Origin of the sequence: Sulfitobacter sp. S223 (assembly GCF_025143825.1) — a bacterium.
Lineage (GTDB): Bacteria > Pseudomonadota > Alphaproteobacteria > Rhodobacterales > Rhodobacteraceae > Sulfitobacter.
Genome location: NZ_CP083560.1, coordinates 1,240,930 through 1,261,548, shown reverse-complemented (window position 1 = coordinate 1,261,548; position 20,619 = coordinate 1,240,930). Strand labels below are relative to the sequence as shown.

Sequence of the window (20,619 nt, the reverse complement as noted above, 5' to 3'; positions counted from 1 at the left end):
GCTTTAAGCCCGGCCTACTCCTGCGAAATAACAGCCAGTTACGCGATACAGAATAAATGAAATGCGCGGGACAAGGTCCCGCGCACAATCAGTTCACGTAGCTTGACCGTGGCTTATTCCGCCGCCAGCTCTCCGCTGTCGATCTGCTCTTGCTCTATGCTTTCGAACAGCGCCTTGAAGTTCCCCTCGCCAAAGCCGTCATCCCCTTTGCGTTCGATGAACTCGAAAAAGATCGGCCCGATCACCGTCTTGGAGAATATCTGCAACAGGATGCGCGTCTCGCCTCCATCCACGACGCCCTCGCCGTCGATCAGGATGCCATGTTTGCGCATCCGGTCCAGCGGTTCCTCATGCCCAACAACACGTGTTTTGCTCAGCTCGTAATATGTGTCAGGCGGGCCCGGCATGAACTTCAACCCGTTTTCGGCAATGGCATCAGTGGCATCGTAGACGTTGCGTGCACCCACAGCGATATGCTGGATACCTTCGCCGTTGTATTTCTTGAGGTACGCCACGATCTGACCCGTTTCGCCCCGGTCTTCATTCAGCGGGATGCGGATGCGCCCGCAAGGCGAGGTCAATGCACGGCTGAACAATCCCGTAAACTTGCCCTCGATGTCAAAGAACCTGATTTCACGGAAATTAAACAAATCGCCGTAAAACTTGAACCACTTGTCCATGTTCCCTTTGAACACATTATGCGTCAGGTGATCGAGGTAGTAGAACCCCACCCCTTCCGGTTTTGATTGAGCGATCCAGTCATACTCCCAGTTATAGGGCGACGTGTCATAATATTGGTCCACGAAGTACAGAAGCGACCCACCAATCCCCATAATCGCAGGCACATCCAGCACCTTGCCGTCGCCTTTGTACTCTTCGGCACCGTTAGCGACCGCATGGGCCAGCGCCTTTTGCGCGTCCACAACCCGCCACCCCATTGAGGGCGCACACGGGCCATGGTCGTCGACAAAGCGCGCGGCAAAGCTGTCAGCGTCGTGGGTCAATACGTAGGTGATATCTCCCTGCTGCCACAGCTCGATGCCCTTGGTTTTGTGATTTGCCACATGGGTATATCCCATTTTCCGAAACACTTCGCGCAGCTCCTCGGGATTGGGCGATGCGAATTCCACGAATTCGAAGCCATCCGTGCCTGCGGGGTTTTCAGGCGTAATGGTGGATTTCGGTGCATCGTGCGGGAACGGACCCATGGCATATCTCCAAGTCATATGAATTTTCACCAATATACCTGCATCAGATTACGGCTTCCCCGCATTCTTTGACGTACATCTGGTCTTTTTTGCCCAATTACCGCACAATTGTACAATTACATGCGAAAGAACCGCGCCATGACTGACAAAACCGACAAACGCCTACTCGCTGCATTGCAAGAAAATGCACACCTGACGGCGCATGAACTTGGTGAGATACTCAACCTTTCTGCGTCACAGGCTGGGCGACGTCGGCAAAAGCTTGAGGCCGAAGGGGTGATCCGTGGCTATACCGCACGGCTTGATCCTCGGCTGCTGGACCTTACTGTCCAAGGCTTTGTTCAGGTGCATCTTGGCATCCACGGCCCCGAACATTCCGCCAGTTTTGCGCGGTTGATTGCCAATCGTGCCGAGATTGTGAGCGCCTGGACCATGACGGGGGATGCAGATTACCTGCTACGCGTCTATTGTGAAGATCTACCCGCCCTGAACCGGCTGATTCACGAAGTCCTTCTGCCCCACAAGGCCGTTGCCCGTGTCCACAGCCAGATTGTCATGGACCAACTCAAACGCGATGGTCCGCTCCCCGTGTGACCCATAAGCCCCCGAAGGAACCCCATGGAAGGTTTTCTGTTTCAAGCAACTATCTATCTTGCTGCTGCTGTTATCGCGGTGCCGATTGCCGCTCGCCTCGGACTTGGCTCTGTTCTTGGATACCTCGCGGCGGGGATTTTGATTGGTCCCGTTCTGGGCCTTGTCGGGGCTGAGACCAAGGATCTTCAGCACTTCGCAGAATTCGGCGTGGTGATGATGCTATTCCTCATCGGGCTGGAGCTTGAGCCGAAGGCGCTTTGGGACATGCGTCACAAGCTTTTGGGGCTGGGTGGCTTGCAGGTAGGGCTTAGCACACTGGCCCTTATGGGGATCGCCATGGCCTATGATCAGCCATGGGGTGTCGCGTTGGCGATTGGCCTGACCCTTTCGCTGAGTTCCACAGCGATCGTTCTACAAACGTTGACCGAAAAGGGTCTTATGCAGACCAAAGGCGGGCGTTCGGTCTTTTCTGTTCTTTTGGCGCAGGATATCGCAGTGATCCCGATGCTGGCGTTTTTGCCACTGATCGCAGTCACGCTGCCGGTGACCCAGATGGCGCCGGACGGGTCGATCGTCCTGGAAAGCGAAGCAGATGCCGCCCATGGCGCAGGCCACGCAAGCCCCGCAGACGCCGCAATCTCGTTTATCGAGAGCCTGCCAGCTTGGGGCATCACCTTGGTCACCGTCGGCGCGATTGCCGGCATCATCATAACGGGGGTTTTCTTCACCCGACCTGTCTTCCGCTACATCCATGCAGCCAAGTTGCGCGAAATGTACACCGCCCTTGCACTGCTCATCGTTGTAGGCATTTCGTTCACCATGATGCTCGTTGGTCTATCGCCCGCTCTGGGTGCCTTTCTTGCTGGCGTGGTACTGGCCAGCTCAGAATTCCGCCATGAGCTTGAGACCGACCTTGAGCCCTTCAAGGGGCTGCTGTTGGGCCTGTTCTTCATCACCGTCGGCGCGGGTATCAACTTTGAGCTTTTGGCCTCTGATTTTGTGATCATCTTAGGCATCGCCCTGCTGGTGATCCTCGTAAAAGGGCTCATCCTGTTTGTGTTGGGCCGTCTGTTCAAACTTCATGGTCGCGATCAATGGCTTTTTGCGCTGGGTCTGGCGCAGGCCGGCGAGTTCGGTTTTGTGCTTGTCAGCTTCTCGGTTGCGACCGGCGTGATGCCTGACGGGGTCGCCGAAGTGCTGCTGCTTGTTATTGCGCTAACCATGCTGATTACCCCGCTGCTGTTCATCTTGCATGACGTCATATCCAAACGGAGCGCAGATACGACGGGCCGTCCACCCGATGACGAGATCGACGAAGAAGGTCCCGTGATCATTGCAGGCGTGGGACGCTTTGGTCAGATCGTGAACCGTCTGGTACAAGCGTCCGGCTTTGAAACGGTCGTGTTGGACCATAGCCCCCAAACCATATCGGTAATGCGCCGGTTCGGCTTCAAGGCATTCCTGGGCGATCCGACCCGCCCGGACATCCTGCGCAAGGCAGGGCTGGCGGATGCGCGTGTTCTGGTAGTCGCGCTTGATGACACAAAATCAGCCCGTGCGCTGGTCAAGTATGCCCGTGCCCAGCGGCCTGATCTGCACATTGTTGCCCGTGCCCATGACCGGACGGATGTTTATCATCTGTATCAGGCTGGCGCGAATGACATTGTGCGCGAAATGTTCGACAGCTCGCTTCGTGCGGGCCGCTATGTCCTCGAAAACCTCGGGCTTTCCGAATACGAGGCCGCCGAGGCGCAGCGGATATTCTATCACCACGACCGTATGTCCATCCGTGAGCTTGCACAGCTGTGGAAGCCTGAAGTCTCACCAGCGGACAATAAGGCATATGTGGCTCGCGCCAAAGAGCTTGAAAAAGACCTGGAAACAGCCTTCCTTAACCGCGCAGACGAAGAAGAAGCGAAGAAAGCATCCTGAGGTAAGGTGATTAGGCGCCGCTCACGCCTGCTTCGGCAAAGGTCGCCATCCCGCTGTGACACTCTACAGCTGCCTTGACGATATTGATCGCCAGCGCGGCACCAGAAGCTTCGCCCAACCGCAACCCGAGTGTTAACAGCGGCTCCTTGTCCAGCGCCTCCAGCAGACGTGGGTGCGCGCCTTCGGCACTCATGTGGCCCGCGATGCAATGATCCAGCGCGCCATCGCGGGTATAGGCCAGACAAGCCGCCGCCGATGTACAGATGAAACCATCAAGGATCACCGGAATGCGCAGCGCACGTGCCCGCGCAATCGCGCCGACCATCGCTGCCAGCTCACGCCCACCCAGACGGCGCAGGGTCTCTATCCCGTCGCCCTGCCCTTTGTGCAACGCAAGGCCTTCGGCCACCACACGGGTCTTGTTCAAAAGGCCCGCGTCATCCACGCCTGTGCCGCGTCCTGTCCAGTCTTCAGCTTCTCCCCCCAACAGCGCGGCTGAAAGCGCTGCGGCAGGCGTTGTGTTCCCGATCCCCATTTCTCCGACCACCAGCAGATCCGTATCTGCGCGAACGGCATCCCAGCCCGCTGTCAGGGCTGCAACCATATCAGTCTCGGACATCGCCGGACCCTCGGTGAAATCGTCGGTTGGACGATCAAGTTCTAGCGCATGCACGTCCAGATGCGCACCGGCGACGCGCGCCAGTTGATTGATCGCCGCACCGCCATGTTGAAAATTCATGACCATCTGCTCAGTCACTTCGGGCGGAAAAGCAGACACACCTTGTGCGGCCACGCCGTGATTGCCGGCAAAAACGATAATCTGGGGGGCTGTAATGCGGGGTGCCGGATTGCCGCGCCACGCAGCGTACCATTGGGCGACATCCTCAAGCCGACCCAATGCACCCGGGGGTTTGGTCAACTGCCCATTTCGTTCGGCAGCACCTGAAAGCGCTGTGCTATCTTGCTGAGGCAGTGACGCAAGCGCGGCGCGAAACCCGTCTAGATCAGAAAACTCAGCCATCTTTAAAACCCTCATTGCCAGACCGTTCCCGCCTGTTTACCCAATGGGGCGCTGCTCACAAGCGTTGAAAGGGGCAACCCTATGAATAAAAACGACCACATCAGTCAGGTTTGGCTGGCTGCTGTGTTGCTAACACGCCTGCCGCTGCCGCATCTGCCGCAGGATGCTTTCGCGCAGGGCGCGCGGGCGGTCTGGGCTTATCCGTTGATTGGGCTGCTGGTTGGGGTTGCAGGAGCGCTGGTGGGCCAGCTTGCGCTTGGGCTGGGCGTGCCTGTCTTTGGGGCTGCTGCGCTTGTGCTGGCAGCAATGGCGGTCCTGACAGGGGCAATGCACGAAGACGGGCTTGCAGATGTTTTTGACGGATTCTGGGGCGGCTTCAGCCCTGAGCGGCGCCTTGAAATCATGCGAGATAGCCAGATCGGCACCTACGGCGTCTTGGCCTTGGTTGTGGCTTTCACCCTGCGCCTAAGCGCGGTTGCTGCGCTGCTAGAGCATAATCTATCCGCGGTGCTGGCCGCTGCTGCTGTGTCGCGCGCGATGATGCCCGTGTTGATGCGCGCCCTCCCCCATGCCCGCAATGATGGCCTGTCCCGTAGCGTCGGCAAGGCCCCCGCACGCCAGACGAACGTCGCTTGCGGCATTGGAGCGCTCATCGCCTTCTTGTGTCTGGGCTGGGCCTTTGTGGTGCCTATGCTTTTGGCTCTTGTCGTCTGCGCAGCCATGGGCGTTCTGGCCAAACGCAAAATAAGCGGACAGACCGGCGATGTGTTGGGGGCAACACAGCAATTGAGCGAGACAGCCGTTCTTTTGACCTGCGCGAGCCTACTTTAGCTCAACAAAAAAGCCGCGCCAGACAAAGCTGACGCGGCCTTTTTGACTTTATCACGCGGATTATGCGGCGATACGGCTTTCCAGCACATCACCAACCTGCTTGGCCGCCGCAATTTCGTCACCGCCAGAAACAGCAGCAACTTCGCGGGTCAGACGCTCAAGCGCGGCTTCATAAAGCTGACGCTCTGAATAGGACTGCTCGCGCTGGTCATCGGTGCGGTGCAAATCGCGGACCACCTCGGCAATCGCGATCAGATCGCCCGAGTTAATCTTTTGTTCGTACTCTTGCGCACGACGGGACCACATGGCGCGCTTGACCTTGGCCTTGCCCTTGAGGGTTTTCATCGCGTGGGTGATCACATCAGGTGAGCTGAGCGCGCGCATACCAATCTCTGTGGCTTTATGCGTCGGTACACGTAGGGTCATCTTGTCCTTCTCGAAAGAGATCACGAAGAGCTCCAGCGTGATGCCGGCAACTTCCTGTTCTTCAACCGATACGATCTGCCCAACGCCGTGCGCAGGGTAGACAACAAACTCGTTAGGGCGGAAATCAAGCTTTTTCGATTTGGTCATTTTTGGGCTCCTAGGTCGGCCCCCTTGCCAAGGAAGGCACAAAACGCACAGCAACCAGCGGGCAATAGCCCGCGAATGCTGTGCTGAAATTCGGGTGTCAGATGCGCCGTGGCAGGGTGGCGTCTATATGTGTAAAACAAGGTGTCATTGGGCGCACTATAACATAAAAAAGGCCCCTAAGAAAGGGGCCCCTAAAGCAATGCAGCAACGCTAAAGAGCCAGAAAGCCCCATATGCACCGAATCGCCTGTCTTGATTCTAACCGCCCTCGCCGGGTGCCTCGGAAAAGAGATCCATCTTACCTTCTTTGCCATCCATTTCTTCGGCGGCAGGCAGCGGATCTTTCTTGGTGATGATCACCGGCCAAAGCTCGGAGTACTTCCGGTTGAACTCCACCCACTTCTCCATGTCCGGCTCGGTATCAGGGCGGATTGCGTCTGCCGGACACTCGGGTTCGCATACGCCGCAGTCGATGCATTCGTCAGGATGAATCACGAGCATGTTCTCGCCCTCATAAAAACAATCCACCGGGCAAACTTCTACACAGTCGGTGTATTTGCAGGCGATGCAGGCGTCGTTCACGATATAGGTCATGGAGGAATGTCTCAATCAGGTTGGCTTGCGCCGTAGCTAATTCAGCAAGCGCAATCATTCAAGGTGGCGCGCCTTAGAAAGATCAAGCTGTCGCCGGTCACGTTTAGTCGGACGACCTTTTCCTTCAAATGCGGGGTTATGAGGGACTTTTTCCTCGGTTTTGCGTTCAGGGGGCGCCATATCGGTATAAAGAGCCTGCGCTTCGGGCGCAGGACCGCGCCGCGTCCCGCAAGCTTCGACCCGTATCACGCGAATATGATCGTCTTTTGAAAAAGTCAGCACATCACCTGCGGTGATGGTTGTGCTGCGTTTGGAAGCAGGCGTGCCATTGATCCGAACAGCGCCCCCGGCGACAATGCTTGCCGCCAGAGACCGTGTTTTATAAAAACGCGCGTACCACAACCACTTGTCGAGGCGTAGTTTGTCGGCCGACGCTTCGCTCACTTGTCGTTTTTGAGGCCCATCAGAGCCGCGGCAAACGGATTATCGGGATCGATCTTCTTTTCAGCCTTCGGAGGACGGGCAGAGAAGTTCTGGCTTTTGTTGCCACCTTTGCCTCCATCGCGCTGGCCCTTTTTGCCCCGCGGATTAGGCTTGCCCTTACCCTTGGGACGATCACCGCCGGCAGGTTGACGCCGCGGCGCGCGGGCCCATGTGAAGGTGTAGAAGGTTTCCATCTCCGCACCCGCGATTTGAGCGTCAGCTGCTGTGCCCTGCGGCGTTTCACCTTCGGACATCTCGGAGATAGCTGCTTCTACCTCACCCTGATCCTCGGGCTCCGCTGCGATGGGGGCTGTCCCCTCGTCCATGATTGTCCCTGTGCCTTCGGGCACATCGGCCGCAGACGGCGGTACAGGCTGTTCTGTGATCCCACCGGCAGGTGCCGCGTCAGAGACATCCATTATCGGTGTATCAGCAGGCAAATCCTTGGCAGCCTCGGGCATAACTTGCGTGACCGACTTGACCTTGGGCCGTTGACCGGCTTCAGCGTTGTAGCCAAGGCCCTTCATCAGGTCTGCAAATTGCTCAAGCGTTGTGCCAGAGATGGAGAGCATGTCAGCCTTCGCCTCAAACCCGCCGCGCGAATCTTCGCCGCGCAGCATATCTGCCAGACGCTCAAGCATATCGATCCGGATCGCACGGCTGCCTGCATTGCGGTAGCCTGCCATCGTGTCGGCACCAGCTGGCGCGCCTGCTTCTACCGGAATTGTCACCAATCCAGGAGGGGGCGATTCGGGGAACTCGGAAAGACCCTTCGTCAAGGACCACAGCACCAGACGCAGACGCGTTGGCGCGGGCTTCAACAGAAGCGGCAGGAAGATCGTGAACTGACCAAAGCGGATGCCGTGTTTGCGCAATGCGCCGCGCGCATCCTGATCCAACGCTTTAACTTCTTCAGCAATGTCGGCCCGCGAAATCACGCCGAAGTTCTCAACCATACGGAACGCAAAACCACGTGCGAGACCTGTCAGAGCCTCATCTTTCTGCAGAGCGATAAGTGGCTCGAACAGGCTGGCGACCTTGCGGTCAATAAAGTGCTGCAAACGGCGCTGCACTTTTTGGGCAACCTCCGGACCAGCGACATCGTCCACAAATACTTCTACTTGCGGCTTAAGACCGTCAGAGCCCGCAACCAGCTTGCCCACTGCGGAGCTGCCCCAAATAAGGCCGCCCTGCTCGGTGAAATCGATTTCCGTATCCGGCGCATTATAGAAACGATCCGCGCGCAAATGGAACTGCGGCGCCAGCGCCTGCAGGGCGGCTGTTTTGATCGTCTTCGTTTCGGCCGTCCCGGCGCCTTTGTCTGCGCGGAAACGGAAACCGTCCAGCTTGCCTACAAATTCGCCTTCGACGGTCACTTCACCGGTATCATTAACTTCGGCCACCATGGCTTCCTTCTGTCCTAGCCGGCGCAAAAGCACGGATGTGCGCCGGTCTACAAATCTTTGCGTCAGACGTTCGTGCAAGGCGTCCGACAGTCTGTCTTCTACGACACGTGCTTGCCCGCGCCAATGACTTTCGTCACTTGTCCAGCCTTTGCGCTGGGTGACGTACGTCCAAGTGCGAATAAAAGCCAGTCGTTTAGACAACGCATCAATGTCGCCATCGGTTCGATCTATGCGCTTAATTTGTCGCGCAAGCCAGTCATCAGGCAGACTGCCACGCTGGTGCAGATAGTTGTAAATCATCTCCAGCAGATTGGCATGCTCTGCATGGCTGATGCCGCGAAAGTCTGGAATGCGGCAAACATCCCACAACAGCTTTACCGACGGACCATCCGTACAACGCGCCGCAACCTCGGCGTCTTGACCCAACGCCTTGAGCGCACGCAGATCGTCTGCTTCACGCGCCCTGACCAGACGCTCGTTATCCGGCGCCTCTTCAAGCGACATTATCAGACGATCGATTGACCCGAACTGCAAACGGTGATTGCGCCAGTTGATTTTATTCTGCGGCGTGAACTGGTGATCCATGATCGCCCGCGCAACACCTTCATCCAAGGGCGGCGCATCACCGGTAACCCCGAAGGACCCGTTCTTCATTCCGCGCCCTGCCCGCCCCGCGATCTGGGCAAGCTCATTTGGCGCAAGCGGACGCATCCGGCGTCCGTCAAATTTGCTTAGACTGGAAAACGCTACGTGATCCACGTCCAGATTAAGGCCCATTCCAATGGCGTCGGTTGCGACAAGGTAGTCGACCTCGCCGTTCTGATACATCTCAACCTGCGCGTTCCGCGTACGGGGTGAAAGCGCACCCATAACGACGGCCGCACCGCCCTTTTGACGACGGATCAGCTCCGCAATAGCATACACATTCTCAACCGAAAAACCGACAATTGCGCTGCGCGGACGCATCCGACTTATCTTTTTCTGACCTGCATAGGTCAATTCCGACATTCGCTCGCGCCGCACAAACTGTGCCTCTGGTATAAGCGCTGCAATGGTTCCGCGCATGGTATCAGAGCCCATGAAAAGCGTCTCGTGTAGCCCCCGCATCCGCAATAATCGGTCGGTAAAAACATGCCCACGCTCAGGGTCGGCACACAGCTGTATTTCATCTACAGCCGCAAAATCCGCGCCCATCCCTTCGGGCATCGCCTCAACAGTGCAAACCCAATATTGCGTGCGGGGCGGCACAATCCGTTCTTCGCCGGTGACCAATGCCACTACGGAGGGTCCGCGCACCGCAACAATGCGATCATACACCTCGCGTGCCAGCAATCGCAAAGGCAGGCCGATTACCCCTGTCCTGTGCGCCAGCATCCGCTCGATGGCATAGGTTGTCTTGCCGGTATTCGTCGGGCCCAAAACGGCCACGACCCTGCCTTGCGTATTCACCGCAATTTCCTCACTTGGATCAGAGGGTCCGCCCAATACCTTCGGTTTTGAGCTGTTCAAGCGCCTTTTCGGCATTCTCGTGATGCGGGTTTATCGCCAGAACGCGGCGGTAAAGTTGTGCGGCACGACGGCTGTCTCCGAGCTCTTCAAAGAGCACGGCAAGGCCGAAGATCGCGTTGTAATTATCCGGATTAAGCGCCAGAGCCTTTTCCAGATCATCCAGCGCCGGTCCGTATAGTTCGGCGCGGTAATAGGCTGTTGCGCGGGCATGAAACCCTTCGGCGAAATCTGGCGCATGATCGGTCAAAGCGGTCAAATGATCTATTGCCACGCCGAATTCGCCCACAGAGAGCGCTTCACGCCCGCGTTTGAGCAATAAATCCATCGCAGCAGACCCTGACCGCGCCCATTCGCGTTCAACGTCCCGCTGGGCAGCTTGCGCCTGTTCCGCAGGGGCCGTGCGCAGCGTTTCCAACAGCGTATCGATCCGCTCCTGCGCGATCACAGGGTTGCAGAGCAACACAACAGCACCAATTGCCGCAACGGTATGTTTGAGGTTGACGATGTTCATACGCATAACAAAAGTGAATGTAACAGGTGGCGGAGCGATTTCCAGAGACCTCCGCCCCATTTGCCAAAAAAGGGCTAAAAATGAGTGAAGTTATTAACGAAGCTGTGAAAGTACTGGGCGAAAAGATGTCTGGTGTGGATATCGGCGGCACCGTCAAGTTCGATATCGAAGGCGAAGGCTGTGTGATGGTAGACGACAGCGGCGCGCGCGCAGGCGATGAAGAAGCAGACGTAACGCTCAGCGCTGACCCCGAGACATTCCAAGGCATGATGGATGGCGAAACGAACCCGACATCCGCCTTCATGACAGGCAAGCTCAAAGTTGATGGCGACATGGGTATGGCGATGAAGCTGGCCTCCGCCCTCGCATGACCTAACCTGAAATGCCGCTCGCGCCCGCCCCGATTTACACAGACATCCACCCCGGACCGGATCCGGCAGCGGCCTATTGGGTCGAAACCTCTGACGGGGTGAAGATCCGTCTTGGTGTCTGGGAAAAAGCGGGCGCGCGCGGCACTGTTCTTATCTTCCCCGGTCGCACCGAATATATCGAAAAATACGGGGACGCTGCTGCAGAGTTTGCGAAGCGCGGCCTTGCCTCTATTGCGATTGACTGGCGCGGCCAGGGGTTGGCCGACCGGCTGCTTGAAGACCCGCTTACCGGTCACATCGACCACTTCCCCGATTATCAAAAAGACGTCGCAGCAGCGATGCGCGCCGCACGGGCGCTTAACCTGCCCCGCCCCTATTTTATGGTTGCCCACTCTATGGGGGGCTGCATCGGCCTACGGGCTGTCATGGAGGGGCTGGCCGTGCAGGCAGCCGCGTTCACCGGCCCGATGTGGGGCATCTACATGTCGCCACACATGCGCATGCCCGCAAAGCTTCTCAGCACCTTCATGCCGAAATTCAACCAAGGTCACCGCCTGCCGGTTGGCACCACGCGCGAACCTTACGTTCTGACCGCTCCGTTTGACGATAATCTGCTCACCTCAGACGAGGAGATGTTCGACATGATGCGCGACCAAATCACGGCCCACCCCGCGCTCAAGCTTGGCGGGCCGAGCTATATCTGGCTGCGGGAAGCGCTGATTGAGACCAAACATCTGTCCCAGCGCGCCGCCCCGAACCTGCCCTGTATCGCCTATGTCGGCACCAATGAAAGGATCGTCGACATCCCGCGCATCGAGACCCGCATGCAGAACTGGAAAGGTGGCCAATTGCGCAAGGTTGAGGGCGGCGAGCATGAAGTGCTTATGGAAGTTCCCGCCATAAGGCAGCCCATCTTTGACGAGATGACATCCCTGTTTCTCAACACAACCACCGGCTAGGGCTGGCCCTGCGCGCCAAGGCGCCTAGATAGTGGGGCATGACCCATGAGCCCGTACTTACATTTACGCCAGAAGGCATTTACTGTCCTGCCGGAGATTTCTATATTGATCCTTGGCGGCAAGTAGATCGCGCGCTGATCACACACGGCCACTCTGATCACGCACGCTGGGGGATGGGCCGCTATCTGGCCACCCACGATGCCCTGCCCGTTATTCGCCACCGTCTGGGAGAGATTGAAGCCGACGGCATCGCCTATGGTGAGCAGCGGCGCATTGGCGGGGCAACAGTGTCGTTCCACCCCGCAGGCCATGTCCCCGGATCGGCGCAAATCCGTGTTGAGGTTGGTGGTGAGGTTTGGGTCGCATCCGGTGACTACAAAACCATTGACGATGGCCTTAGCACGCCGTTTGAACCCCTTCGCTGCCATCACTTCATCACCGAAAGCACCTTTGGCCTTCCGGTGTTCCGGTGGCAGCCCCAAGACGTTGTCGCGGCACAGTTAAATGATTGGTGGCGCGGCTGCGCACAGGCGGGGAAGACGGCCGTTCTGGGGGCGTACTCCTTGGGCAAGGCGCAAAGATTGATGTCTATGCTGGACCCAGCAATTGGTCCCGTACTGTGCCATACTGCCGTCGAAAAAACCAATGCCGTCATGCGCGCACAAGGCATCACGCTGCCCGACACGGTCTTGGCCGACAAGGATGTCACCGCCAAAACCCACCCCGGTGCAATGGTCATCGCACCACCCTCCGCGCTGGGGTCCGCTTGGTCGAAAAAATTCGGTCCGCAAGAAAGCGGTTTCGCCTCTGGTTGGATGGCGATGCGCGGCGTACGCCGCCGCCGTGCCGGTGACCGCGGCTTTGTGATCTCGGACCATGCAGACTGGTCCGGACTGCTTTGGGCAATCAAACAAACGGGAGCGGAAAACATATACGTAACACACGGTTACACGGATATATTCACCCAATACCTGAACGAAAATGGCTGGAATGCCCGCGTTGTGCCCACCCATTTTGAAGGCGAAAGCCTAGACACCTCCGAAGACAGTGGGGAAGGCTCATGAAGGACTTCGCCCTTCTCTTTAATTCAATTGATCAAAGCACAAAGACAACCATTAAAGTCAACGCCTTAGCAGAGTACTTTAATTCAGGTGAAGACTTGGACAAACTCTGGACCATTGCGCTGTTTTCAGGGCGCCGTCCGAAACGCGCAGTAACCACGACGCGCCTGCGTGAATGGGGCGCAGAGATGGCGGGCATTCCACTGTGGCTTTTTGAGGAATGCTATCCGGTGGTCGGCGATCTGGCAGAAACCATCGCTCTTGTTCTGCCCCCGAACAAGACGACAGACAACCGCTCCCTTTCCGCGTGGATCAGCGACTTGCGGGAAATCTACAAAGCCGATGAAGAGGAAAAGAAGGCCTTCGTGCTGGATGCGTGGGCGCGCCTTGGCGGGACCGAGCGGTTTGTTTTTAACAAGCTGATCACGGGCGGCATGCGCGTGGGCGTCAGCCAGAAACTGATGACCCGCGCCCTAGCCCGCGCCACAGATCGCGACGAAGCGGAACTGGCTCACCGCCTCATGGGTAACTGGCACCCTGATGACACCACATGGCACGCGCTGATCGAGGCGCAGGATGCGACAGCAGACGCCTCACGTCCCTACCCGTTCTATCTGGCCTATGCGCTGGAGGGGGGGCCGGAGAGCCTTGAAGATCTGAGCAACTGGCGGGCAGAATGGAAGTGGGACGGTATTCGCGGTCAACTGATCCTACGCGGCGGTAACCACTTTGTCTGGTCGCGTGGCGAAGAGCTAATGACCGACCGTTTTCCGGAGCTTGCCCGCGCAGTAGATTATTTCCCGGATGGCACTGTTCTGGATGGCGAACTGCTGGTTTGGCCCAAGGGTGACGTGCATCCTGCCAGTTTCAATTCCCTGCAACCACGCATCGGTCGCAAGACTGTGCCGAAGAAGATGCTGATCGAAGCGCCGGTCGTTCTGCACGCATACGATTTGCTTGAATGGGAGGGCGAAGACGTCAGGTCCCACACCTTTGCTCGCCGCCGGGAACTGCTTGAAGCCGCCTGCGCAGATCTGCCTGCCGATGCGCCGGTCAAACTATCGCCTCAGCTACCGTTCGAGGATGTTGCCGGTTTACAAACCTTCCGCGACGGCTCGCGCGACGCTCATGCCGAAGGGCTGATGCTAAAACGCGCGGACAGCCCGTATCTGGCGGGAAGAAAAAAAGGGGATTGGTGGAAATGGAAGCTTGCCCCACTGACCATAGACGCCGTTATGATCTATGCGCAGTCCGGCTCTGGCCGCCGTGCAAATCTTTTCACTGATTTTACCTTTGCCGTGCGCGATGGCGAGGCACTTGTCCCCTTTACCAAAGCCTATTCCGGGCTCACGGATAAGGAGTTCCGTGAAATTACCGCTTGGGTCCGAAAGAACACCCTGCAGCGCTTTGGGCCCGTACGCCAGGTTACGCCGCATCATGTGTTCGAAATCGCTTTTGAAGGTATTCAAGCCTCCAGCCGCCACAAATCAGGTGTCGCCTTGCGGTTCCCCCGGATGTTGCGTTGGCGCAAAGACAAACCCCTTGCAGAGGCCAACACGCTGGACGATCTCAACGAAATGCTGCGGGTTTACGGATAGCGCGCGCTTTGCACCCCATCACGGCTTGCCCCTTAGCCGCCGCATGCCTACCTATGCTGCAAACGATCAAAGGATACATACATGTTTCACCTGCCTACGCCTGTCTATGACGCCAATCCTTCCGGCGCAAAATCCCCCTTTGGCGATCTGCCCGAGTGGAACCTTGACGATCTTTATACGGGTGAGGACGCAACAGAGCTTAAGCGCGATCTGGATTGGCTTGAACAGGCATGCGCCAGCTTCGCCACTGATTACGAGGGCAAGCTTGCTACGTTAGATGCTGCCGGCTTGCTGGATTGCGTACTGCGCAATGAAAAGATCACGCAGATTGCCGGGCGGATCATGTCCTATGCCGGTCTGCGCTACTATCAACTGACAACTGATTCCGGCCGTGCAAAATTCATGTCCGATGTGCAGGAAAAGATCACCAATTTCACCACGCCGCTGGTCTTTTTCACGCTCGAGCTGAACAGGCTTGAGGATGCGCACCTTGATGCGCTGCTGGCAGAGAATGCTGATCTTGCCCGCTACAAGCCCGTGTTCGACCGCATTCGCGCAATGAAACCATATCAGCTTAGCGACGAGATGGAAAAATTCCTGCACGATCTGGGCGTTGTCGGCGACGCATGGGAACGCCTGTTTGACGAAACGATCGCGGGCCTCAAGTTCGACGTGAACGGCGAGACCCTCGGCATTGAGGGCACCCTGAACCTGCTGACCGATTCCAATCGCGACACCCGAGAGGCAGGCGCACGCGAACTGGCGGATGTCTTTGGTGAAAATGTGAAAACCTTCGCCCGTGTTCACAACACACAGGCCAAAGAAAAAGAGATCATGGATCGCTGGCGCGGGATGGAGACAGCGCAAACCGGCCGCCACCTTTCCAATCAGGTCGAGCCTGAAGTCGTAGAAGCCCTGCGCAACGCGGTGGTAAAGGCCTATCCCAAGCTCTCGCACCGCTATTATGCGTTGAAGAAAAAATGGCTGGGTCTGGACAAGATGCAGGTCTGGGACCGCAACGCGCCCCTGCCGATGGAAGACCCCAAAATTGTCGATTGGCCAACCGCTGAAAAAATGGTCATGGATGCCTATACCGCCTTTGATCCGCGCATGGGTGAGCTGGCAAAGCCCTTTTTCAACAAGGGCTGGATCGATGCCGGTGTGAAACCAGGCAAGGCGCCCGGCGCATTCGCGCACCCGACTGTCACGGATGTACACCCCTATGTCATGCTCAACTATCTGGGCAAGCCACGCGATGTCATGACCTTGGCACATGAACTGGGCCATGGTGTTCATCAGGTGTTGGCCGCCGATCAGGGCGAAATGCTTTCCTCTACACCGCTCACACTGGCCGAAACTGCCTCTGTTTTTGGTGAGATGTTGACATTCCGCAAGATGCTGGAGAACGCCAAATCAAAAGCAGAGCGCAAGGTGCTGCTGGCAGGTAAGGTCGAAGACATGATCAACACGGTCGTGCGCCAGATCGCCTTCTACGACTTTGAATGTAAATTACATGCGGCGCGCCGCGGCGGAGAGCTGACGCCAGATGACATAAACGCCTTGTGGATGAGTGTCCAAGCCGAGAGCCTTGGGCCTGAATTTGAGTTCATGGACGGCTACGAAACGTTTTGGGCATATATCCCGCACTTCATCCACTCGCCCTTTTACGTCTATGCTTATGCCTTCGGTGATGGCCTCGTGAACGCGCTTTATGCTGTCTATGCAGAAGGCGCTGAAGGCTTCGAAGACAAATACTTCGATATGCTCAAAGCGGGTGGGTCGAAGCACCACAAAGAGCTGTTGGCCCCCTTCGGTCTTGATGCCTCTGATCCCGCCTTTTGGGACAAGGGTCTGTCGATGATCTCGGGCTTCATCGACGAACTTGAAGCCATGGAAGACTAAACGCGAAAAGACTGCTGCCGGGCGTGTTGATCAGATTTGCTATATCGAAGTCAACACGCTCGGCTAGCCAAAGATGGGTGCATTGCTTAACTGAGAATTTGCAGAAGTATCCAGAAAATAGCCCGCACCGTTGCGGTATAGGGCGCTAAAATAGTACGACCATTTCCGAGGCGGCACTACAATTTGTTGCTGTCTGAAATTGGTGCGAGGGCAATTGCCCGATTGCGATGTTCCAACGCTGGTGCTGACCGCTCGTCAGAACAATCCCACCCTATTTCCGACAATGTAAAATTAGAGCAGTCACTTCTCGTTACCAAAACTCGACACGTCCCTAACTCATACTGGCCGCTAATCATCGAAATACGGGAAGCAGGGACAGGCCAATAACGACAGTAGTGACCATATCTAAGATCTATCGCGGCCGTATGATATTATCGGACCCAGAGAGCTTGAAGAGCTATTTCAACTGACTGTCTTTACTGCCGCGGCGATTGATCCCGCCACGTGACTGAAAAGCTTTGTCTCGTTCGCGCACGCATTCAATACAAAGCTTCACACCGGGCAATGCCTCCCGTCTTGCTTCCGGGATCGGCTCCTCACATTCCGCACAATGGGTCAGGCTTTCCCCAACTGGCACCCGCCGCGCCTTAAGGCGTGAAAGTTCGTCATTGATCGATGCTTCGATCTGCTCTGATACAGCGCCATCCCGCGCCCAACCGCCAGCCATATCTATTTCCTTTCAATATCCTTTGTCGAAAAAGTTTCCGGGATGATACTTCAACCCCAATGACACCAACCATTTCTTTTGGCCAAAAATATACCGGGGGGGGGGCAGCCAAAGGCTTCGGGGGCAGCGCCCCCGCACACAACTAAATAGAACTTACAACTCTACTCAGCCGAAGCCATACCCTTCTCTTGCGCCAACTCACGCATCCGTTTTTGTAACTTCTCGAAGGCCCGCACCTCAATCTGGCGAATCCGTTCGCGGCTGACGTCATACTGACCGCTCAAATCCTCAAGCGTGATTGTCTCATCCGACAGACGCCGCTGCATCAGGATATCTTTCTCGCGATCATTCAATACATCCATCGCTTCGGCCAGCATCTCGCGGCGTGTTTCAAGCTCGTCTCGCGCTTCATAGTCGCTGGCCTGATCCGCGTTGTCATCCTCAAGCCAATCCTGCCACTCCATGGTGCCTTCACCCTCGGAGCCGACAGTCGCATTCAAAGAAGCGTCGCCGCCGGACATCCGTCGGTTCATCGAAATGACCTCGGCCTCTGTCACACCCAACTGGGTCGCGATGGTTTTTACATTCTCAGGACGCAGATCGCCCTCTTCAAGCGCGCCAATCTTGTTCTTGGCCTTACGCAGGTTGAAAAACAACTTCTTCTGGCCCGATGTCGTGCCAAGCTTCACAAGGCTCCATGAGCGCAGGATATATTCCTGAATGCTGGCCCTGATCCACCACATCGCATAGGTCGCAAGGCGAAACCCTTTTTCGGGATCAAACCGTTTGACCGCCTGCATAAGGCCGACATTCGCTTCCGAAATAACCTCGGCCTGCGGCAACCCATAGCCGCGGTAGCCCATAGCGATTTTCGCCGCCAGACGCAGATGCGACGTCACCATGCGGTGCGCAGCTTCAGTGTCTTCCTGCTCAACCCAACGCTTGGCAAGCATGTATTCTTCTTCCGGTTCCAGCAGAGGAAACTTGCGAATTTCCTGCATGTAGCGGTTTAGCCCGCCTTCCGGTGTCGGCGCTGGCAGATTTGCGTAGTTGGCCATGGCTCAAGTCCTTTCCCTGGCGCCCATGTAACAGGGCTTAACATCCATATGGGGTCATTGTCCGAACGATACAAGATCGCGGGATGCTGTTTCGTTTACTGTTACACAACAACGGTGAACAGAAAATGATCCCGTCAATCTATCACGGTTTTGTGCGGTCAGTTTGCGCTATCAAGCCCGAGCGGGCTCAAGCAACGCCAAGAGATCAGCCATATCTTGCGGCAAAGGCGCTTCAAACCGGATCGCTTCGCCGCTGACGGGGTGCGTAAAACCCAAAACTGCGGCATGCAATGCCTGACGCGGGAAGTCCTTGACCGCCTGCGCCAGCGTTTCTGGCAATGCAGCGCGGGCAATCTTGCGTTTGCCGCCATACGTCGGATCACCGACTAGGCCATGCCCTGCATGCGCCAAATGTACACGAATCTGGTGCGTGCGTCCTGTCTCCAGCCAACATTCCATAAGGGCCAGCACAGGCGGTGTGCCAAAACGGGCGACTGTGCGCGCCCTTGTGACAGCGTGTCGGCCCCCGTTAAACAGCACCGCTTGGCGTTGTCTGTCAGTCTTGTGGCGGGCCAGTTGTGTTGTGATCTTCAGGATATTACCAGCTTCGAAATTCGTGCCTTTCACACCGCGCAAACGCGGGTCATTGGCGTCCGGCACACCGTAGACCAACGTCCGGTAATAGCGCTCAACCGTGTGCGCCTCAAACTGTTTGGCCAGCCCGTGATGCGCGGCATCCGACTTTGCCACGACCAACAAGCCCGATGTTTCTTTGTCGATCCGGTGCACAATACCGGGCCGCTTCATCCCGCCGACACCTGACAGGTCATCGCCGCAGTGGGCCAACAGCGCGTTGACCAGCGTCCCCGAAGGCGATCCGGGCGCAGGATGAACAACCATACCCGCAGGCTTGTTAACCACAATCAGGTCAGCGTCCTCATACACAATGTCCAGAGGGATATCTTCGGGCAGGATGTGGCTTTCCTGTGCCTCTTCGACATCGATATCGATCTTTGCACCTTCGCCGACCACAGCACGCGGATCGCGCTGGATTTCGTTGTTGACCAATACGGCTCCCTGCTCGATCAACTTGCTTAGCCTAGTGCGCGAAAGCGCGGCCTCCTCTGGCACATCGCGCGCAAGCGCCTTATCAAGGCGGGGCGGCGGGGTTTCGCCCAGAATGAATGTAATGCGGCGGTGTGACATGGATGATCTTCCCGAACCGGCCAACCTGCGCTTTTTGCGGCGCATGGTCACGGTGCTGACAACAGTGATGATTTTTGGCGTGGTAATCGTTATCGGGCTGCTTGTCACGCGTCTGGGCCGCGATACACCAGTTTTACCCGCGGAAATCACCCTACCAGACGGCGCAACAGCCACCGCGTTCACGCAAGCAGCCGATTGGTACGCCGTTGTAACCGACGATAACCGGATTCTCATCTTTGACCGGATGACAGGCGCGCTGCGCCAAACGGTTGTGGTTCAATAAGGCGTCGCGCGCCCCGAACAGAACAAAACCGCAGCTTTCCAAAGGAAAATGCGGTTTAAATAGTCACAAATACGTTTGACGATATTGAAAGTGGTACCGGGGGATGGTTTCGAACCAACTGCCTCGTGGACCACAACCACGCGCTCTAACCAATTGAGCTACCCCGGCACTGCGGTCCTCATAATCTCGGCTGCACAGGAGGTCAACGCCCCATATCAGAAAATTGCACTGCATTTACGTTTTCAAAACAACCGTAGTTGATCGGTATTTGGCGCAGGCTAAAGTGACAGCCGCATCACCCGCTCGATCAGCGACTGCCCGTAATTCGTAATCGCCTGTTCCTCGATGATCTCCCAACCGTTGCGCAAGTAGAGCGCATTGGCAGCCTCGTGACTTTTATGGGTCCACAACTTCATCTCTGTATAGCCATGCGCGCGCGCAAATTCGGTACAAGTATCGAGCATCAACCGGCCCAAACCCCGCCCCCGCGCCTGCGGGATCAGTTGGAACAGGCGCAACTTCGCAGTTTGTGGTCCCATCCGAACACAGAATATAGAGCCGAGCCGCTGCGAACCGTCCCACGCAACCCAGCCGCGTTCGCTTTCGGGATCATGGCTCTGGAGGAACTCATCCAGAATTTGCGCGACCAACACACCAAAGCTGGAATCAAAGCCCTCACCTTTCTCGTAAAGCTCGATATGCGTGGCAATCAGCCAATCACGGTCAGCTAAGGTAAACGGACGTAATTCTATCTGGGCCATCTCTTTAATCTGACGCACAACGGCTTGCCTTT

At 56.8% G+C, this 20,619-nt stretch carries 20 protein-coding genes and 1 tRNA gene; 9 read left to right on the top strand and 12 right to left on the bottom strand.

Going from position 1 to position 20,619, the window contains the following annotated elements; translation table 11 throughout:
* Positions 1 to 113: 113 nt before the first annotated feature.
* The gene (hppD, locus tag K3757_RS06100; protein WP_260001198.1) at positions 114 to 1,208 is read right to left on the bottom strand and encodes a 4-hydroxyphenylpyruvate dioxygenase; all 1,095 of its coding nucleotides are present in this window, start codon (positions 1,206 to 1,208) and stop codon (positions 114 to 116) included.
* Positions 1,209 to 1,346: 138 nt separating this feature from the next.
* Between hppD and K3757_RS06095 the strand changes: the two genes are divergently transcribed.
* Together K3757_RS06095 and K3757_RS06090 are read left to right on the top strand one after the other, a co-directional pair.
* Positions 1,347 to 1,802, top strand: coding sequence for an Lrp/AsnC family transcriptional regulator (locus tag K3757_RS06095; RefSeq protein ID WP_260000159.1), 456 nt, complete (start codon positions 1,347 to 1,349; stop codon positions 1,800 to 1,802).
* A 24-nt stretch (positions 1,803 to 1,826) separates the two neighbouring features.
* Positions 1,827 to 3,734, top strand: a complete 1,908-nt coding sequence (locus K3757_RS06090; protein ID WP_260000157.1) for a monovalent cation:proton antiporter-2 (CPA2) family protein — start codon at positions 1,827 to 1,829, stop codon at positions 3,732 to 3,734.
* A 10-nt stretch (positions 3,735 to 3,744) separates the two neighbouring features.
* Here the strand turns inward: K3757_RS06090 and cobT are convergent, their stop codons facing one another.
* On the bottom strand, positions 3,745 to 4,755 hold the full coding sequence (cobT, locus tag K3757_RS06085; protein ID WP_260000155.1) for a nicotinate-nucleotide--dimethylbenzimidazole phosphoribosyltransferase: 1,011 nt from the start codon (positions 4,753 to 4,755) through the stop codon (positions 3,745 to 3,747).
* Positions 4,756 to 4,836: 81 nt separating this feature from the next.
* Between cobT and cobS the strand changes: the two genes are divergently transcribed.
* Positions 4,837 to 5,586 (top strand): adenosylcobinamide-GDP ribazoletransferase, encoded by a 750-nt coding sequence (cobS, locus tag K3757_RS06080; protein ID WP_260000153.1) that lies wholly within the window; start codon positions 4,837 to 4,839, stop codon positions 5,584 to 5,586.
* A 60-nt stretch (positions 5,587 to 5,646) separates the two neighbouring features.
* Here the strand turns inward: cobS and K3757_RS06075 are convergent, their stop codons facing one another.
* The 5 genes from K3757_RS06075 to K3757_RS06055 all read right to left on the bottom strand — a co-directional run bounded on the left by K3757_RS06075 (position 5,647) and on the right by K3757_RS06055 (position 10,661).
* Entirely contained in the window at positions 5,647 to 6,159 is a 513-nt protein-coding gene (locus tag K3757_RS06075) for a CarD family transcriptional regulator (RefSeq protein ID WP_260000152.1), read from the bottom strand.
* A 257-nt stretch (positions 6,160 to 6,416) separates the two neighbouring features.
* Complete coding sequence (fdxA, locus tag K3757_RS06070) at positions 6,417 to 6,752, bottom strand: ferredoxin FdxA (RefSeq protein ID WP_260000149.1); 336 nt, start codon at positions 6,750 to 6,752, stop codon at positions 6,417 to 6,419.
* A 54-nt stretch (positions 6,753 to 6,806) separates the two neighbouring features.
* Positions 6,807 to 7,196 (bottom strand): RNA-binding S4 domain-containing protein, encoded by a 390-nt coding sequence (locus tag K3757_RS06065; RefSeq protein ID WP_260000147.1) that lies wholly within the window; start codon positions 7,194 to 7,196, stop codon positions 6,807 to 6,809.
* Entirely contained in the window at positions 7,193 to 10,090 is a 2,898-nt protein-coding gene (locus tag K3757_RS06060) for a helicase-related protein (RefSeq protein ID WP_409202578.1), read from the bottom strand. Before K3757_RS06060 ends, K3757_RS06065 begins: the two co-directional genes overlap by 4 nt.
* A 19-nt stretch (positions 10,091 to 10,109) precedes the next feature.
* Complete coding sequence (locus tag K3757_RS06055) at positions 10,110 to 10,661, bottom strand: tetratricopeptide repeat protein (RefSeq protein WP_311201749.1); 552 nt, start codon at positions 10,659 to 10,661, stop codon at positions 10,110 to 10,112.
* Positions 10,662 to 10,741: 80 nt separating this feature from the next.
* Between K3757_RS06055 and K3757_RS06050 the strand changes: the two genes are divergently transcribed.
* The 5 genes from K3757_RS06050 (at position 10,742) to K3757_RS06030 (ending at position 16,552) form a co-directional block, all read left to right on the top strand.
* On the top strand, positions 10,742 to 11,032 hold the full coding sequence (locus K3757_RS06050) for an SCP2 sterol-binding domain-containing protein (RefSeq protein WP_260000143.1): 291 nt from the start codon (positions 10,742 to 10,744) through the stop codon (positions 11,030 to 11,032).
* 11 nt (positions 11,033 to 11,043) lie between these two features.
* Complete coding sequence (locus tag K3757_RS06045; protein ID WP_260000141.1) at positions 11,044 to 11,991, top strand: alpha/beta fold hydrolase; 948 nt, start codon at positions 11,044 to 11,046, stop codon at positions 11,989 to 11,991.
* Positions 11,992 to 12,029: 38 nt separating this feature from the next.
* Positions 12,030 to 13,055 (top strand): ligase-associated DNA damage response exonuclease, encoded by a 1,026-nt coding sequence (locus tag K3757_RS06040; RefSeq protein WP_260000139.1) that lies wholly within the window; start codon positions 12,030 to 12,032, stop codon positions 13,053 to 13,055.
* Positions 13,052 to 14,650: an ATP-dependent DNA ligase gene (locus tag K3757_RS06035; RefSeq protein ID WP_260000137.1), complete on the top strand. Its 1,599-nt coding sequence runs from the start codon at positions 13,052 to 13,054 to the stop codon at positions 14,648 to 14,650. The genes K3757_RS06040 and K3757_RS06035 overlap by 4 nt, the downstream gene beginning before the upstream one ends.
* A gap of 81 nt (positions 14,651 to 14,731) precedes the next feature.
* Entirely contained in the window at positions 14,732 to 16,552 is a 1,821-nt protein-coding gene (locus K3757_RS06030) for a M3 family oligoendopeptidase (protein WP_260000136.1), read from the top strand.
* A gap of 457 nt (positions 16,553 to 17,009) precedes the next feature.
* Here K3757_RS06030 and K3757_RS06025 read toward each other — a convergent pair whose 3' ends face one another.
* The 3 genes from K3757_RS06025 to K3757_RS06015 all read right to left on the bottom strand — a co-directional run bounded on the left by K3757_RS06025 (position 17,010) and on the right by K3757_RS06015 (position 19,543).
* On the bottom strand, positions 17,010 to 17,279 hold the full coding sequence (locus K3757_RS06025; RefSeq protein WP_260000134.1) for a DksA/TraR family C4-type zinc finger protein: 270 nt from the start codon (positions 17,277 to 17,279) through the stop codon (positions 17,010 to 17,012).
* Positions 17,280 to 17,440: 161 nt separating this feature from the next.
* The gene (gene rpoH, locus K3757_RS06020) at positions 17,441 to 18,337 is read right to left on the bottom strand and encodes an RNA polymerase sigma factor RpoH (protein WP_260000132.1); all 897 of its coding nucleotides are present in this window, start codon (positions 18,335 to 18,337) and stop codon (positions 17,441 to 17,443) included.
* Positions 18,338 to 18,508: 171 nt separating this feature from the next.
* Complete coding sequence (locus K3757_RS06015) at positions 18,509 to 19,543, bottom strand: RluA family pseudouridine synthase (RefSeq protein ID WP_260000130.1); 1,035 nt, start codon at positions 19,541 to 19,543, stop codon at positions 18,509 to 18,511.
* Between K3757_RS06015 and K3757_RS06010 the strand changes: the two genes are divergently transcribed.
* Positions 19,542 to 19,826 (top strand): DUF6476 family protein, encoded by a 285-nt coding sequence (locus K3757_RS06010; protein WP_260000128.1) that lies wholly within the window; start codon positions 19,542 to 19,544, stop codon positions 19,824 to 19,826. The two genes, K3757_RS06015 and K3757_RS06010, sit on opposite strands and share 2 nt — an antisense overlap.
* A gap of 91 nt (positions 19,827 to 19,917) precedes the next feature.
* Here K3757_RS06010 and K3757_RS06005 read toward each other — a convergent pair.
* Together K3757_RS06005 and K3757_RS06000 are read right to left on the bottom strand one after the other, a co-directional pair.
* Positions 19,918 to 19,994 (bottom strand) — tRNA-His (locus K3757_RS06005).
* A gap of 110 nt (positions 19,995 to 20,104) precedes the next feature.
* Positions 20,105 to 20,605, bottom strand: a complete 501-nt coding sequence (locus tag K3757_RS06000; protein WP_311201748.1) for a GNAT family N-acetyltransferase — start codon at positions 20,603 to 20,605, stop codon at positions 20,105 to 20,107.
* Positions 20,606 to 20,619 lie beyond the last annotated feature (14 nt).

Bases quoted from the DNA above. Each gene is read 5' to 3' on its own strand.
- K3757_RS06095 (WP_260000159.1), top strand. From the start codon at position 1,347: ATGACTGACAAAACCGACAAACGCCTACTCGCTGCATTGCAAGAAAAT.
- K3757_RS06015 (WP_260000130.1), bottom strand. From the start codon at position 19,543: ATGTCACACCGCCGCATTACATTCATTCTGGGCGAAACCCCGCCGCCC.
- K3757_RS06055 (WP_311201749.1), bottom strand. From the start codon at position 10,661: ATGAACATCGTCAACCTCAAACATACCGTTGCGGCAATTGGTGCTGTT.
- cobT (WP_260000155.1), bottom strand. From the start codon at position 4,755: ATGGCTGAGTTTTCTGATCTAGACGGGTTTCGCGCCGCGCTTGCGTCA.
- K3757_RS06075 (WP_260000152.1), bottom strand. From the start codon at position 6,159: ATGACCAAATCGAAAAAGCTTGATTTCCGCCCTAACGAGTTTGTTGTC.
- rpoH (WP_260000132.1), bottom strand. From the start codon at position 18,337: ATGGCCAACTACGCAAATCTGCCAGCGCCGACACCGGAAGGCGGGCTA.
- fdxA (WP_260000149.1), bottom strand. From the start codon at position 6,752: ATGACCTATATCGTGAACGACGCCTGCATCGCCTGCAAATACACCGAC.
- K3757_RS06030 (WP_260000136.1), top strand. From the start codon at position 14,732: ATGTTTCACCTGCCTACGCCTGTCTATGACGCCAATCCTTCCGGCGCA.
- hppD (WP_260001198.1), bottom strand. From the start codon at position 1,208: ATGGGTCCGTTCCCGCACGATGCACCGAAATCCACCATTACGCCTGAA.
- K3757_RS06035 (WP_260000137.1), top strand. From the start codon at position 13,052: ATGAAGGACTTCGCCCTTCTCTTTAATTCAATTGATCAAAGCACAAAG.
- K3757_RS06050 (WP_260000143.1), top strand. From the start codon at position 10,742: ATGAGTGAAGTTATTAACGAAGCTGTGAAAGTACTGGGCGAAAAGATG.
- K3757_RS06045 (WP_260000141.1), top strand. From the start codon at position 11,044: ATGCCGCTCGCGCCCGCCCCGATTTACACAGACATCCACCCCGGACCG.
- K3757_RS06040 (WP_260000139.1), top strand. From the start codon at position 12,030: ATGACCCATGAGCCCGTACTTACATTTACGCCAGAAGGCATTTACTGT.
- K3757_RS06025 (WP_260000134.1), bottom strand. From the start codon at position 17,279: ATGGCTGGCGGTTGGGCGCGGGATGGCGCTGTATCAGAGCAGATCGAA.
- K3757_RS06010 (WP_260000128.1), top strand. From the start codon at position 19,542: ATGGATGATCTTCCCGAACCGGCCAACCTGCGCTTTTTGCGGCGCATG.
- K3757_RS06090 (WP_260000157.1), top strand. From the start codon at position 1,827: ATGGAAGGTTTTCTGTTTCAAGCAACTATCTATCTTGCTGCTGCTGTT.
- cobS (WP_260000153.1), top strand. From the start codon at position 4,837: ATGAATAAAAACGACCACATCAGTCAGGTTTGGCTGGCTGCTGTGTTG.